The organism is Flavobacterium sp. LC2016-13 (assembly GCF_009707955.1).
Classification (GTDB): Bacteria; Bacteroidota; Bacteroidia; order Flavobacteriales; family Flavobacteriaceae; genus Flavobacterium.
Map to the genome: position 1 here is coordinate 582,090 of NZ_WMDQ01000001.1, position 15,047 is coordinate 597,136.

General features: G+C 33.8%; 10 protein-coding genes. 6 read left to right on the plus strand and 4 right to left on the minus strand.

Features of this window, described 5'->3' with window-relative positions; genetic code table 11:
* Window positions 1–97: 97 nt before the first annotated feature.
* Together GKZ86_RS02575 and GKZ86_RS02580 are read right to left on the minus strand one after the other, a co-directional pair.
* Complete coding sequence (locus GKZ86_RS02575; protein WP_194632427.1) at window positions 98–5,773, minus strand: MG2 domain-containing protein; 5,676 nt, start codon at window positions 5,771–5,773, stop codon at window positions 98–100.
* A gap of 181 nt (window positions 5,774–5,954) precedes the next feature.
* On the minus strand, window positions 5,955–6,398 hold the full coding sequence (locus tag GKZ86_RS02580; protein ID WP_154781549.1) for a nucleoside deaminase: 444 nt from the start codon (window positions 6,396–6,398) through the stop codon (window positions 5,955–5,957).
* 211 nt (window positions 6,399–6,609) lie between these two features.
* Here GKZ86_RS02580 and GKZ86_RS02585 point away from each other — a divergent pair, with 211 nt between their 5' ends.
* The 6 genes from GKZ86_RS02585 to GKZ86_RS02610 all read left to right on the plus strand — a co-directional run bounded on the left by GKZ86_RS02585 (window position 6,610) and on the right by GKZ86_RS02610 (window position 12,916).
* A complete protein-coding gene (locus tag GKZ86_RS02585; protein WP_154781550.1) occupies window positions 6,610–7,545 on the plus strand; it encodes an energy transducer TonB in 936 nt (311 codons plus the stop codon).
* Between the two features lie 8 nt (window positions 7,546–7,553).
* A complete protein-coding gene (locus GKZ86_RS02590; protein ID WP_154781551.1) occupies window positions 7,554–8,324 on the plus strand; it encodes a hypothetical protein in 771 nt (256 codons plus the stop codon).
* A gap of 6 nt (window positions 8,325–8,330) precedes the next feature.
* Window positions 8,331–9,158 (plus strand): energy transducer TonB, encoded by an 828-nt coding sequence (locus tag GKZ86_RS02595; protein ID WP_154781552.1) that lies wholly within the window; start codon window positions 8,331–8,333, stop codon window positions 9,156–9,158.
* A complete protein-coding gene (locus GKZ86_RS02600) occupies window positions 9,158–10,012 on the plus strand; it encodes a hypothetical protein (protein WP_154781553.1) in 855 nt (284 codons plus the stop codon). Before GKZ86_RS02595 ends, GKZ86_RS02600 begins: the two co-directional genes overlap by 1 nt.
* Before the next feature lie 71 nt (window positions 10,013–10,083).
* Window positions 10,084–11,865 (plus strand): 1-deoxy-D-xylulose-5-phosphate synthase, encoded by a 1,782-nt coding sequence (locus GKZ86_RS02605; RefSeq protein ID WP_154781554.1) that lies wholly within the window; start codon window positions 10,084–10,086, stop codon window positions 11,863–11,865.
* Window positions 11,866–11,911: 46 nt separating this feature from the next.
* Window positions 11,912–12,916 carry a DUF3078 domain-containing protein gene (locus GKZ86_RS02610; RefSeq protein WP_154781555.1) on the plus strand — a complete coding sequence of 335 codons (1,005 nt, stop codon included), beginning with the start codon at window positions 11,912–11,914 and terminating at the stop codon, window positions 12,914–12,916.
* Window positions 12,917–12,990: 74 nt separating this feature from the next.
* Here the strand turns inward: GKZ86_RS02610 and GKZ86_RS02615 are convergent, their stop codons facing one another.
* Entirely contained in the window at window positions 12,991–14,337 is a 1,347-nt protein-coding gene (locus GKZ86_RS02615; protein WP_154781556.1) for a deoxyguanosinetriphosphate triphosphohydrolase, read from the minus strand.
* A gap of 209 nt (window positions 14,338–14,546) precedes the next feature.
* Complete coding sequence (locus GKZ86_RS02620) at window positions 14,547–15,008, minus strand: Lrp/AsnC family transcriptional regulator (protein ID WP_089057491.1); 462 nt, start codon at window positions 15,006–15,008, stop codon at window positions 14,547–14,549.
* Window positions 15,009–15,047 lie beyond the last annotated feature (39 nt).

Consider the following 15,047-nt stretch of genomic DNA (forward strand, 5'->3'; position numbering starts at 1 on the left):
AGTTTACTAATAATTACCGCAAAGTTTTTTTTCACGCAGATTTTGCAGATCTGGCAGATAAAAAAATCTGTAAAATCTGCCAGATCTGCGTGAGACTTTATTTCACAACCTCAACCCAAAAACCTTTTGTTCTGGCCAAAAACGTATTATCATACATCGCTTCACATTGCAATCCAGGCAAGTAATAAGTTCCTAAATAAGATGCGTTCAGCAAAATCCTAAATACTTTGGTTTCACTGGCTTTTAGTCCAAAATAGAAATTAGTTCTGTCATCGCGAATATCGATATAATCGGCAATGTTATTTGTTGCGTCTCCATAATCAGTAAAACGCGTATTTACGATTTCGAATCCAGACGGAAGAATTTGCGACAACGCCACATTTTCTACATGTTCATTTCTTTGATTTCTAACGGTAACCTCAGCAACGAATTCTGTTCCTTGTGTAATTCTCGAAACATCAATTGTTCCGCCTTTACGATTTTTGAAGACTATAGAAGCCAAAACATCGTTTTGAACTACATTTTCCTGACCAATTGGTAGAATTCCTGTATTTAATACACGAACATAAATTGTATTCTTTTTATTGTTTTTTAATGTAATACTGTTCGAGCCTGTTTTAACTACCAAACTCCTGTCTGCAACGGTTTTTGATGTTTTTACATTTTGAGATTTCCCATCTTTACTAAATTGAATATCAATGCCTTTTGCTCCATTGTTTGCGGCAAATTTAGACATAGCATACAAACAATATGCTGTTGTTTGTGTACTCATCCATTGATCGCTTGCCATATTTTTAGCTAATTTTATAGCCATTCCAAAAGCTTTTTCTTTTTGTCCTAACAATAACATTGTTTCGAGAGCCATCGCTCTGTTTCTGGAACTTGAACCGTAATAATAGTAATTATAATCGCTTGTTTCGTCTTCGATTTTACTTTGTAAAAACAAGTTTTGGCTTGCCGATTTTTGTCCGGCCAAAACATAAGCAGCGGCCAATCGTAATTTACTTTCGTTAGAAATCCCTTTAGTTTCGCGCAATCTGTTCATCGAAGACAAGTCTGCAGAACCGGCTAAAGCCAATGTATATAAACGATAAGCTTGTGCTAAATCATTTCCGTAACGAGGTTCAAAACGCCATTGTTTAGCTTCTTTTTGTTGATAAGAAAGCCATTTCGATTTAAAATTAATTGGCAGGACATATCCTTTTTTCTCTGCTTCGATCATAAAATGTCCGGCATAAGAACTTCCCCAATCATCAGCAATTGAATTTCCTTGCCAGTAAGAAAGTCCGCCATTTGGCAATTGAAAACTTCCTAATCTTGTAATTCCTGCCATAACATTCTTTTGAATAACCTCCAGACGTGTACCATCAATATCGGCAACATCATTCAAAAATAATTGCGGAAATACGGATGAAGTTGTTTGCTCTACACAACCATGCGGATATTGAATAAGAAACTGCAATCTTCCATTTAAGTTAATGGTTGGCATTGACGAAACTTCAAGTTTTGCTTTATTGCTTCCTGAAACTCCAAATGTTTTCCAGCTAATTGTTTTAGAACTATTTGGTTCTAAAATAACATCTGTAAAAGTATTTGTTACCGGATTAGGATTTGTCATATCGATCTCGACATCATAACTCGATTTTTCGTTTCCGGATGTGGCAATAATTTCAACTTTGGCAATTCCGGTTGCATTACCAACTGCCAGATTAAAATTAGCTATTTTTTCATCCGGCTGCGTAAAGTTTACTTTTTGCACAGCATTCCCTATAACTTTTAATCCATTGCTGGTTTTAATTTGCACGGTTACATTTTTGATGTTTTTTTCCATTGCAAAAACGGTAACCGGTATTGTTACTTTTTCTGACGGAGAAATTTTTCTTGGCAATGAAGCCAATACCATCAATGGACTACGAACTGGAGTTGCTTTTTCTACACTTCCGTAAGCGCTTGTTGCTGCATCTCCGGCCACAACCATAGTTCGTACGGAACCAATGTATTTTGGCAATTTTATCTGATGCGTTTTGGTTTGTCCTTTTTCTAATTTAAATGGCCCGAGAAAAACAACAACCGGTTTAAATCGATTGGCTTTTTTGGCTTTTCCTCCACCTAAATCCTGATCTCCACCAATACTAAAAATCTGATTTACTTTTCCGCCATACGCTCCAATTACATCATCATAAACGTCCCATGTTTTTACACCCAAAGCTTCACGCACATAGAAACTATCCCACGCATTTGGTGTTTTAAAACGGGTTAAATCCAGCAAACCTTCATCGACAATCGCAATGGTATACGTCATTTCTTTTCCTGATTGTTCACTTACTTTTAAAGGAAATGTCTGTTCCGGTTTTAAAACATCCGGCATTGCAATTTTTGGAGCAAGAATGGTGTTTTTATCCACTACCTCAATCGGAACAATTCCGTACATTCTTATTGGTGAATCGTTTTTGGTTGATGCGTGTGGTTGTAAAAGTGTAATATTAAAATAGACATTTGGTGCCATCGCGGCAGTAATCGGAACCTCAACTTTAGTTTCTCCCGTTTTCGTTTCAACCCAAAGTGTTTGTACTACTTTTGATCCATTCTCTATAGAAACCAAAGCACGTCCGCCTTCACTCGACGGAAACGATATTTGTGCTTTTTCTCCAACGGCATAATTCTTTTTATCTGTAGAAAAAACAAGCATGTTGGCTGTAGAAGCATCTGTATTTCTGGTTTTTCCGGACCAAATTGGCCAATCTATATTTACGGTTAATGCCGTAGCATGTCCGCCAACTTCATCAGAAACGCGAATCATATAACGTCCCCATTCTTCATCGGTTAAAGCAAACTGAAAACTTCCTTTTCCGTTAGAATCCGTATTAACTTTAAATGTCTTGTATGACGTTGTTGCATCTGATGAATTGTAGTTTGATAAATTATCACTCGACGCGTCCCACCACCAGCGCCACTCTACTTTATAGACTTTTACTTCAAGGTTTTTGACAGATTTTGGTCTTCCGTTTTCATCAACCGTAACAATATCAAATCTATTGTTGGTTCTTGTTTCTAACATTCCGTATTTGGTTGGCTCTGGCGATTTTACTCCTACGTAAGTTTTATATGGAGAATAGGTTGTCGAAATTACATCCATACTAAAATCCCCGCCTTCTTCATAAACTTTGGTAACAAAAGCAGCTTTTAGCATTCCCGGCGCCTGACCTTGCAATTTTGGATCGATATTTACTGAAGCTCTTCCGTTTGCATCTAATTTTCCTGAAAATATGTTTATTTCTTCGGTACTAAACTGACGTACTAAATCATCAAAAACATATTTGTCATAGTTTTTGAATGTTGTGCTTTGCTGTGAAAATTTTGCCTGCATTTCTACATTCAAATTCTTAGCAATTGCGCCATGAAGCCATGCTACTTCAAGATTAGCCGTATTGGCATGTGAAGAAGATAATATTGGGTTTTTAAAACTGTTTTTAATTTTTAAACGATTCGGTTTTATCGTTTCGATTTTTATACTCTTATAATATTTTGCTCCGCCCACGCTTACCATTGCTTCCCAGCTTCCGGTTGGCGCATCAGGATCTGTTGGCACAATAAAAGCATAATGGTTTAACTCATTTGTTTTTTGAACGGTTTGATAGGTTACTTTACCATTCGGGTCTGTTAATCTGAATTTTATCGGATGTGATTTTGGCAACTTATTCGCTTCATCATTTAAAATAAAAGATAAATACAAATCATCTCCCGGACGCCAAACGCCACGTTCTCCATAAATAAATCCTTTTAGACCTTTTTGAAGTGTTTCTCCGGACACATCGAAGTTACTTACCGAAAGTGAATTTCCGTCATCCAGCTTAACATAAGTCGATTGATCGCCTAAAGTTACAATAGCAAAATAGGCAAATTTGTCTAATTGAAAAGTAGCAATTCCTTCGCTGCTGGTAGTTCCTGTTGTTAGCTTTTGTTGTTGAAAACTGTATAAATCTACTCGCGCGTTCGAAACCGGTTCTGTCGTAATGATATTATTTACGGCAAAGAAATACGATTTATTCTCGCCTCTTTTAGCAATTACACCCAAATCTGAAGCCAGAATATTGGTTCCGATTTTAGCATTGTAATAATAAGAACCTGAACACGGATCCTGACTTTCTCTCCATTCATAATCATCGTAATAATAGTCATCATAAGAGTTTCCGCTGTAGTTTACATCATTTTCATCAACTTCTTCCTCTTCTGTTTCATTTTCATTACTATCCGAAGATTCACATTTATATAGTGAATAGGCTTTTTTATAAGAGAACTCGACTCTGTAAATTGCGCCTGGTTCCGGCGAAATAATTTTAGATAAGTCTAAAGCAAAAGTGTTCCATTTGCTTGGATTTATTAATGTGCTTTCTTTAAGATTAAGCGTCGTTTTTGCAACGGGCTGAGAAACGCGTTTTAGATTTTGGGTTCCGTTTAACTGATTATTCTGAAGAAACTGTAAGATGTTATTTTTATAAATTTTATACACTTTTACATCGACAGAACTTAAGTTTACAGCTTCAAAATTCAGTTTTAAATTACTTGAACTTGGTAAAATTGTTCCGTTTTTTATAAAACGAACACTTGGTTTTATCTGATCAAAAGATATTTTTTCAGAATAATTATTCTTCATTTCGTGACCATATTGGCTTTCAATTCCCTGAAAAACTTCCAATAATAACTCCCCTGAAACTACTGCTTGTTCCGGTTCTGGTTCTACTACAACATCTTCTACAATTGGCTCGGCAACGGCAGCAGTATCTACAGCTACACTTGCCGAATCTACTACGGTACTTGTAGAATCAACAGCGGCAACAACTTCTACTTCATGTACAACTTCCTGAACTGGTTTTTGATTGCTAAAATATACTTTCAGGATATTTCCCTGAGTCGAAAATTTTAGATTATTGGTGTTTTCTATTGATACCAAACCTTTAAAATCCTGACCTTTTTCTAAAGGTTCAGAAAAATTAATTAATACGGATTGATTGTTTTCGTCCGGAACTTCAATTTTTACAATTTTAAAATCGTTTATGGCTGTAATCGGGAAATCCATTTTTCCTTTTTGGTCGATATCGAAATCATTTCCATCGTAAGCAATCTCAAGATTACTTGCGGCATCGAAACGCTGTATACTATCAATTATAAATTTAAATTCTTTTCCTGAATTTGATGTTTTCTCAAATTTGACCTTGACTTTATTTCCGTTTTGAGATGCAGAAACCAATTTTATGGCAGTTTCCAAATCGATATTATCTGCTGTTTTTAATACACAATTAAGGTATTGATATTCTTTACTGTGCGATTGAATATCAAGTGTATTTACAGTAAAATCCTGTTTGATGGTTTTAACGGTAAAGTTAAATTCTGAAAGATCTTCTTTATCGTCTTCTGTTTTTTTAGGAAGCGTGATTAGTTTATCTAAATGCAATGTAACCTGATATTCAGTTCCTGCTTTCAGTTTTTTTTCCGGAATAAATGCAATTGTATTGCTTGAAAGTGCTACTACTTTTCCGTCGACACTTGGAGAAATATCAAACAAATCGTTATCTAAAACTTCATTGACTTTCCATTCTTTTTTATCAAAAGCTAAAACTACACGAATGTCCGACTGCGCCGAGACAATTCCGCCCGTAAAACTAGTTATATACTCTTTGAATAATGAAAAATCAGAATTAAAATCTGATTTTCTGCCACAGGCCTGAAAAATAAAAAACACAAAAAATACGTAAACTAATCCTCTTACTTTCACTTTAATACGGAGTTAATGGTTACAAATACGAACTATAAATAAAGAACATGACATTTCACGGTCTAAAACCATAACCTATGAAATGTCAATTATATTATAGTAAATGTATATTATTTTTTGAAATGTTTTGGCAGGAAAATTCAGTAATCGGAAATATTTTTACTGAAATAAAAAACAGGCATTATTTACGTCTTTCAACAAAAAAACGTTTCATTAAATCAGCAGCTTCATTGGCCATAACTCCAGAAACGACGGTTGTTTTTGGATGTAATTTTGTTCCCATAACCATAAATCCGCGATGTTCGTCGCGAGCGCCAAAAACGATTTTAGAAATCTGACTCCAATACAAAGCGCCTGCACACATTTGACAAGGTTCGAGTGTGACATACAAGGTACAATCTTTAAGATATTTTCCGCCTAAAAAGTTTGCAGCAGCGGTAATGGATTGCATTTCGGCATGAGCAGTGACATCGTTTAGTAGTTCGGTTAAATTATGACTTCTTGCAATTACTTTATCGGCAACGACAATTATTGCTCCAACAGGAATTTCGCCTTTTTCAAAAGCCATTTCTGCTTCCTGCAAAGCCTTTTTCATAAAATATTCGTCGGTGAAAGGATTTATCATAATTGCAAAAATACGTTTTTGAAATAATTTTTTACGACATAAAATGATAAAGAATCAATTAAGCTTTTTGTTTCTTTTGAGTTAATCGTCTCAAATAAGTTGATTTTTTTAAGACAATTAATCCAAATAATTGCCTCACCTTAATACAAACTTATTTTGTTGAAGAATTTCGTATGATTTTTTTATTACATTTAAATCCTGATATTCAAAAATGGAAAGAAAACATAAAATAACAATTCCTGAACCGTGCCATGAAAATTGGGATGAAATGATACCAAACGAAAAAGGCCGTTTTTGTTTGAGCTGTTCTAAAACTGTTATTGATTTTAGAGCGATGCTTCCTGAGGAAGTTCAGCATTTTTTTATTGAAAATCAAAATAAAAGTATCTGCGGAAGGTTTAAAAAATCTCAATTAGATTCAATAACGATTCAAATTCCGAGTCGTGTTCTATATACACAAACCCATTATCATAAAATGTTTCTATTGGCATTGTTTATTGCTATGGGAACAACTTTGTTTAGTTGTCAGAATGAAGATGGAAATAAACAACAATTTGAAAAAATAGAAGTTGTTGAAGAATATTCACCGAAACCTCTCGTCAAATCTAATCGCGAGGATAGTATATTTGAAAAAAAACCACGTCCATCTATATCTCTTGAAGACGTCCTTACAATAAATGTCGAACCTTCCGGACCCACAGGATATATTGGTAATGATTATAACGAAACCCAAGGCGGTATTCCTCCTCCTACTTGTTATCTTTATCAGTTGCCAGAATATCCAGGTGGGATTGCAAAATTTACTGAATTTATTACTGATGAATTTCAGATTCCTAAAAAAGCCAAACGAATTACAGGAGAAATCGAAGTTTCTTTTGTTATAGATAAGACTGGAACTTTAAATCAAATTAAGGTTTTTGATAATATTGGGTACGAAACAGGAGAAGAAATTATTCGGGTTTTGCAAAAGTCTAAAAAGTGGAAACCAGGCTTAGATAAAGGAAAAGCAATCTCTGAAGTTTTTAGATTTAATATTATTGTACAAAAAGACAGTCTCAACCCTGAAAGAAGAAAAAGAAATCTTTCGAAAATAGTTTCAATTAATCCTGTTAACAAGAGTGATGATGCTATAAGTCAGGTAAATTAATTTCAAATATGGAAAGAAAACTTAAAATAACAATTCCTGAACCGTGCCATGAAAACTGGGATGAAATGACTTCCAAAGATAATGGTCGTTTCTGTTTAAACTGTTCTAAAACGGTTGTTGATTTTACTTCAATGCTTCCGGAGGAAATTCAGCAGTATTTTATTTCAAATAAAAATGTCTGTGGAAGACTTAAACGTGAACAGTTAAGTGAAATAAATATTCAGATTCCGTCTCAAATATTATACAGCCAAATCCATTATCGAAAAATGTTTTTATTGGCACTTTTTATAGCTATGGGTACTACATTATTTAGCTGTCAGGACATGGACGGCAATAAACAAAAAATAGATAAAGTTGAAGTTGTAGAAGATGTCAAACCAGAACAACAAGCTACTACTGGAATTATAATGATGCCTATAGACAAACTAAACGTCGAAGAACATTCTCAATCTGGACAAGAGGAACCTCAATCTGGACATTATGGAATTATTTATAATTCAAATGATTTAGACGTTGCATCTGTTCCAAAAAATGGAATGAAAAAATTCAATTCTAATTTTTCAAAAAATCTTATTACTGCAAAACAAGGAGAAATATCCGTTTTATTTGTAATTGAAGGCGACGGAAGTCTTAGCAATTTTAATATACTTGAAAATACAACTTCAGCAAGTGAAAAAGATATTGTCAGAATTTTAGAAAAAACGCCAAAGTGGATTCCTGGTAAACGAAAAAATCGAGTTGTTCGCTCTACTTACACTTTGCAAATTCTATTTAAGTAGTAAAAAATGAAACATAAAATAACAATTCCTGAACCGTGCCTTGAAAACTGGGATGAAATGACTCCCAAAGATAATGGTCGTTTCTGTTTAAACTGTTCTAAAACGGTTGTTGATTTTACTTCTATGCTTCCTACTGAAGTTCAGCATTTTTTTATACAAAATCAAAACGAAAGAATTTGTGGAAGATTTAAAAATTCGCAATTAGAAACAATTACAATTCAAATTCCGAGTCGTGTTTTATATTCCCAAACCCATTATCGTAAAATGTTTTTGCTTGCTTTGTTTGTTGCCATGGGAACTACTTTATTTAGCTGTGCCGATAAAGATGGGAACAAAAATAAAATTGATAAAATCGAGATTGTTGACAATACAACGCAGAATCAAGATGAAAATGAGGTTCATTCCTCATGTTATGGACATCAGATCGAATCTAAAAAAGAAAAAACAAGAAAACTTAGTGAAGGGATTATGATGGGAATGCCAGCTCTTCCTAATTCTATTGAAGCAGGGAGTTTTCAATATAATATTATATATAATTCAACTGATTTGGACGTTTTACCTGTTCCGGAAAATGGAATGAAAAAATTTCTTGAATTCTTTAAAAAAAATTATGTTGTACCAAAAACAACTGAAGAATTTAAAGAAAGATGTTTTGTTATATTTGTTATAGAAGAAGATGGTAGTTTGAGTAATTTTAACATTGTTAAAAATACGCCGAAAGAAATAGGAGAAGAAGCGATTAGAGTTTTGAAAACAGCTCAAAATTGGATTCCTGGAAAGTTAAAAGGTCGTATTGTTCGATCATCTTACATTTTACCAATTACAATTAAATAATGAATAGAAAACATACAATTACAATTCCTGAACCGTGCCATGAAGACTGGAACAAAATGACTCCGGATGAAAATGGTCGTTTCTGTTTAAGCTGTTCTAAAGCGGTTGTTGATTTCACAGCAATGCTGCCTAATGAAATTCAGCATTTTTTTATTCAAAATCAAAACAAAAATGTTTGTGGAAGATTTAGAAAATCGCAATTAGATACGATTACAATTCAAATTCCAAATCGGGTTTTATATACACAAACGAATTATTCTAAAATGTTTTTATTGGCATTATTTGTTGCTATGGGAACAACTTTGTTTAGCTGTCAGGATAAAGAAGGAAAAAAACAGAAAATTGATAAAGTTGAAGTAGTAAAAGATACAACAACCGAATTGGTAACTTTAGTTGGAGAAGTTCCACTTGATCCAAATGATTCTGTTCATGCTCATGTACCGCCACCGCCGCCACCTAACGTTGATCAGGTTAAATTTGTGAAACCTGTAAGCGTGAAGAATGAAAAAGCAACAACGATCAATTCTAAAAAGACAATAGAAGAACCTGTATATAATGGAGGAACTGCTATTGAAACAAATGCAGAATTCCCTGGAGGCATTGAACAATTTTATAATTACTTTGGAAAAGAATTTAAAAGTCCTGAAAATATAGATTCTAAAAATCTTAAAATCAATCTTTCTTTTGCAGTCGAAAGAAATGGCTCTGTATCTTATCTTCAATGTGTTCCAGCTGTTGATAATGTTGTAGAACAAGAAATTATCAGAGTTTTAAGTTCATGCCCTAAATGGCTGCCGGGAGAAATTAATGGCAAAAAAGTAAGGAGACTATATTCTTTACCAATTGCATTGTAATAAAGATTTTTATAAAAACATCTCAGCAATAAAATTAAATTTAAAACCGTAAATTTGCCTTTTACCTTACGATGAAAAGCAATTTACTTTCGAACATATTTAATCCTGCCGATTTACGTCTTTTAAAAGAAGAACAGCTTCCTGAGGTTGCTCAGGAATTACGTCAGTTTATTATTGATGTTGTTTCTGTAAAAGAAGGACATTTGGGCGCCAGTTTAGGTGTAATTGAATTGACGATTGCTTTGCATTATGTTTTTAATACGCCTGAAGATTTATTGGTTTGGGATGTTGGACACCAGGCTTACGGACACAAAATTTTGACCGAAAGAAGAGAAAATTTCCATACGAACAGACAAATCGGAGGACTTTCGGGTTTTCCTAAAAGAAGCGAAAGTGTTTATGATACTTTTGGCGTTGGACATTCTTCTACTGCTATTTCTGCAGCACTGGGAATGGCAATTGCTTCTAAATTAAAGGGAGAAATCAACAAACAGCATATTGCAGTTGTGGGCGATGCTTCTATCGCATCAGGAATGGCTTTTGAAGGCTTAAATCATGCCGGAGTTACGGATGCCAATATTCTCGTAATTTTGAATGACAACGCTATTGGAATTGATCCGAGTGTTGGGGCTTTAAAGAAATATTTGACTGCGGTAAAAAACGGAAAAAATCCGAAACAGAATAATATCATTAAATCATTAAATTTTGATTATTCAGGACCAATAGACGGTCATGACCTTCCAACATTAATCAAAGAATTAAATCGATTAAAAAAGATAAAAGGACCTAAATTCCTTCATATTGTAACTACAAAAGGAAAAGGTTTACAGCAAGCTGAGGAAAATCAGGTAAAATACCATGCACCCGGAAAATTTGATGCTTCGACTGGAGAAATCCATTTAAAATCTGAAGAAAATCTTCCTCCAAAATATCAGGATGTTTTTGGTTTAACCATTTTGGATTTGGCACGAAAAAACGAAAAAATTATCGGAATTACGCCTGCAATGCCATCAGGAAGTTCTTTAAAATTTATGATGGATGAAATTCCGGAACGTGCTTTTGATGTTGGAATTGCAGAGCAACATGCCGTAACGCTTGCGGCCGGAATGACAACTCAGGGAATGGTCGTGTATTGCAATATTTATTCGACTTTTTTACAACGTGCTTACGATCAGGTTATTCATGATGTTGCGTTACAAAATTTACCTGTTATTTTTTGTTTAGACAGAGCCGGATTGGTGGGAGAAGATGGCGCTACACATCACGGTGTTTTTGATATTGCTTATTTAAGATTAATTCCGAATATGATTATTTATGCCCCAATTAATGAAATTGCGCTGCAAAACATTTTATATACGGCTCAATTAGGTTTAGATCATCCAATCGCTATTCGATATCCGAGAGGAAGAGGCGTTTTCCCGAGTTGGGAAGTAGCAAATTTCGGACAATATGAAAATATTAAAATTGGTGAGGGAATTTGCTTAAAAAGCGGTACTAAAACTGCTGTTTTATCAACGGGAGCAATTGGTAATAATGTAATTTCTGCCATTAACGAATGTGGCAATCCGGAAACAATTGCCCATTATGACTTTCCTTTTATTAAACCACTAGACAACAACTTATTACACTATATTTTTAAAACTTTTAAGACCATCATTACCATCGAAGACGGTGTTGTATATGGAGGTTTTGGAAGTGCTATTTTAGAATTTGCAGCTGCTAATAACTTCACAAATAAAGTACTAATTTTGGGCATACCTGACGTGTTTATTGAGCATGGAACTGTTTCAGAATTACAACAATTGTGCAAAATTGACGTTAAAAGTTTAGTAAATCTTTTTTCAGACCATTGAAAATAATTATTTTGCACCGCCAAAAAAAAAATCAAAAGTTAACCTAATGAAATTATTTCGATTCCCTTTCTTATTTTTCCTCTTTATTTTTTCAATTTCGACATCTGCTCAAAGTATTATTCGGACTACTTTAGATCCGGGTCAATTACCTCCACCTCCTTCAAACTGGACTAAGAAAAACCAACTTGGTTTTGATATTTCAGAAATTGCTTTTGTGAATTGGAGTGCCGGGGGAACAAGTTCTATTTCCGGACTTTTTAAAGGAGAATTTGGAAGAACTTATATTAAAGGAAATCATAAATGGGCAAATGAACTTATTATAAAATATGGTTTAAATAAGCAAGATGGTACTGAATTAAGAAAAACAGACGATGCCGTTGCGCTTAACTCTACTTACGGTTTTAGAAAAGATACTACTTCAAATTGGTATTATTCTGGTAAGTTTAATTTTAATACGCAGTTTACAAACGGTTATAATTATCCAAACCGTGATATTGCGATCTCTAAACCATTTGCACCGGCTTATATCTTTTTAGGAGCTGGAGCTGAGAACTCGAACAAGCAGAAAAACAGAACGTTTTATTTCTCTCCTATTACGTTGAAAACTACTTTGGTTTTAGATCAATATTTAGCAAATCAAGGAGCTTTTGGTGTTAAAAAAGCGGTATATATTACAGATCCTAATGATGCAACAAATCAAATTTTAGTTCAGGAAGGACAAAAGGTAAAAGCCGAATTTGGTATTTTATTTACAGGATATATGAAAAGCGAAATCTATAAAAATATTTTCTACGAAAACAGATTGAGCTTATATACGGATTATTTAAACCGTTTTGGAAATGTCGATGTCGATTACGATACGCGTCTTGATCTTGTTGTAAATGCTTATGTAAAAGCAAATATTGGCATTCATTTAGTATATGACGACGATATTAAAACCAAAAAAGACGTTGTTGATCCAACTACAGGAACAACATCTCAGGTTAATGACGGACCAAGAGCTCAGTTAAGACAAGTTTTAGGTGTTGGTTTAGTATATGCTTTTCAATAGAACATTTACTTCTATTATATAAAAAAAGAGCCCATAAAATATTTTATGGGCTCTTTTTTTATATGCAGTACGAGTTAATTACTTTTTCTTCCGTTAATCGTTTCGAATAATTCTAACGCATTTCCATCTGTTAAAAGTGAAACAAAATGACAAATATGAAGCAAACGTTCGTATAAATTAGTTTTTTCTAAATGATGTTTTTCCGGCAGCATTTTCAAAATTAAATTATCATAATTCGATGCTTTTCCTTCGTATTTATTATTAAAAGCAGTTATAAATTTATCCAGCAAAGTTTGAATAATCTGATAACCCACAATTTCTTTTTCGATTACTTCACGGCTTTGGTATATTTTTTCAACACTTAATTGAATAATATCATTCATTTGAGCTTTGTATTTACTTTTATCTGTTAAAGCAAAAGGGAAATTTCCGGCCAGAATTGCTTCTTCGTTTTCAACAAAAACATCAACAGCGTCATTAATTAAAGCTCCAATTGCCAAAGCGCGCAAATAACTAATTCGGTCTTCTTTAGTTTCTAATAATTTATATTTGGCAACGCCAATATTGTCTTTTACCAGTTTAATCAAATATTCAAGAGCATAATCTTCAGAAACTAATCCAAGGTTTATTCCGTCTTCAAAGTCAATAATCGTGTAACAAATATCATCTGCAGCTTCAACCAAATAAGCAAGCGGATGTCTTTCAAAACCAATATCATCACCTTCTTTATTAGGAATCATTCCCATTTCCTGGGCTACTTCTTCAAAAAATGATTTATCTGTCTGAAAGAAACCATATTTTTTATCGGCGATATTGTTTGTTGGCTTTTTAGGAAGGCTTTCTTTTGGATATTTCATAAAAGCGCCCAAAGTCGCGTACGAAATTCGGAGTCCGCCTTCAATTCCTGGACGGCTTGCTGAAAGTACTGAGAATCCGTTTGCATTTCCTTCAAAATCAATTAAATCCTGCCATTGTTTTGCCTTTAATTGATCTTTGTATTTTAATCCGTTTCCGATAGAAAAATATTCCCCTATAGCTTTTTCACCAGAATGCCCAAAAGGCGGATTTCCAATATCATGCGCCAAAGAAGCTGCCGCCACAATAGCACCAAAATCGTTCAGATGATAACCATGGACTTCTTTTAAATGTGGGTATTTTTCAATAATTTTTTTCCCGACCAAACGTCCTAATGAACGTCCAACAACAGAAACTTCTAAACTATGTGTAAGACGTGTATGAACGAAATCTGTTTTAGAAAGTGGGATAACCTGTGTTTTATCCTGCAAAGATCTAAATGCTGCCGAAAATATAATTCGGTCATAATCAACCTCAAAACCTAACCTGGTATCGTCTTGTTCTAAACGTAATCTTTTGCTAGTATCGCCTTGGCGTTTGAGTGATAAAAGTTGTTCCCAGTTCATTTTTCTATTTTAGATTTCTGATTTTAGATTTTAGATTGAAGCTCAAAAATACGTTTTATTTTAGGATAATATTAAATAAAAATAGGCCTCAGGTGACATTAAATATTTTTTTCCGCCACGAATTCACGAATTAATTTTACCACAGTAATCTGCAAAAATTCGTGAATTCGTGGCGGAAAAAAAAATCACTACAAGTTATAATCTGTTTATTAAAACTCTAACGCCGTACTGTGCTTAATTTCCCCCATTACAAAAATACTATTCGTATTTCCTATGTTTTCAATAGTTGACAATTTATTCATTACAAAATCCTGATAACTAGTCATATCCTGAACAAGAATTTTAAGCATAAAATCATAATCGCCGGCAATATTATAACATTCTATAATTTCAGGAAGCGCTACAATATCTTTTACAAAATTACTTCCCACATTTTTTGCGTGTTCTTTTAGTCGAACATTACAAAAAACTGTCATACCACGATTCATTTTCTTTTTGTCCAGCAAGGCAACATATTTAGTAATATAACCATCACGTTCAAGTCTTTTTATTCGTTCATAAACAGGCGTTACAGTTAAGAATAATTTACTTGCAAGGTCTTTTGTGTTAATATTTGAGTTCTCCTGAAGGTGTTTCAAGATCAATAAATCGGTTTTATCTAGATTTTCCATAGTATTTTTTACGGCTAAAGGTTCATTTAAATAATATTC

Bases quoted from the DNA above. Each gene is read 5' to 3' on its own strand.
- GKZ86_RS02580 (WP_154781549.1), bottom strand. From the start codon at position 6,398: ATGATAAATCCTTTCACCGACGAATATTTTATGAAAAAGGCTTTGCAG.
- GKZ86_RS02585 (WP_154781550.1), top strand. From the start codon at position 6,610: ATGGAAAGAAAACATAAAATAACAATTCCTGAACCGTGCCATGAAAAT.
- GKZ86_RS02590 (WP_154781551.1), top strand. From the start codon at position 7,554: ATGGAAAGAAAACTTAAAATAACAATTCCTGAACCGTGCCATGAAAAC.
- GKZ86_RS02595 (WP_154781552.1), top strand. From the start codon at position 8,331: ATGAAACATAAAATAACAATTCCTGAACCGTGCCTTGAAAACTGGGAT.
- GKZ86_RS02600 (WP_154781553.1), top strand. From the start codon at position 9,158: ATGAATAGAAAACATACAATTACAATTCCTGAACCGTGCCATGAAGAC.
- GKZ86_RS02605 (WP_154781554.1), top strand. From the start codon at position 10,084: ATGAAAAGCAATTTACTTTCGAACATATTTAATCCTGCCGATTTACGT.
- GKZ86_RS02610 (WP_154781555.1), top strand. From the start codon at position 11,912: ATGAAATTATTTCGATTCCCTTTCTTATTTTTCCTCTTTATTTTTTCA.
- GKZ86_RS02615 (WP_154781556.1), bottom strand. From the start codon at position 14,337: ATGAACTGGGAACAACTTTTATCACTCAAACGCCAAGGCGATACTAGC.
- GKZ86_RS02620 (WP_089057491.1), bottom strand. From the start codon at position 15,008: ATGGAAAATCTAGATAAAACCGATTTATTGATCTTGAAACACCTTCAG.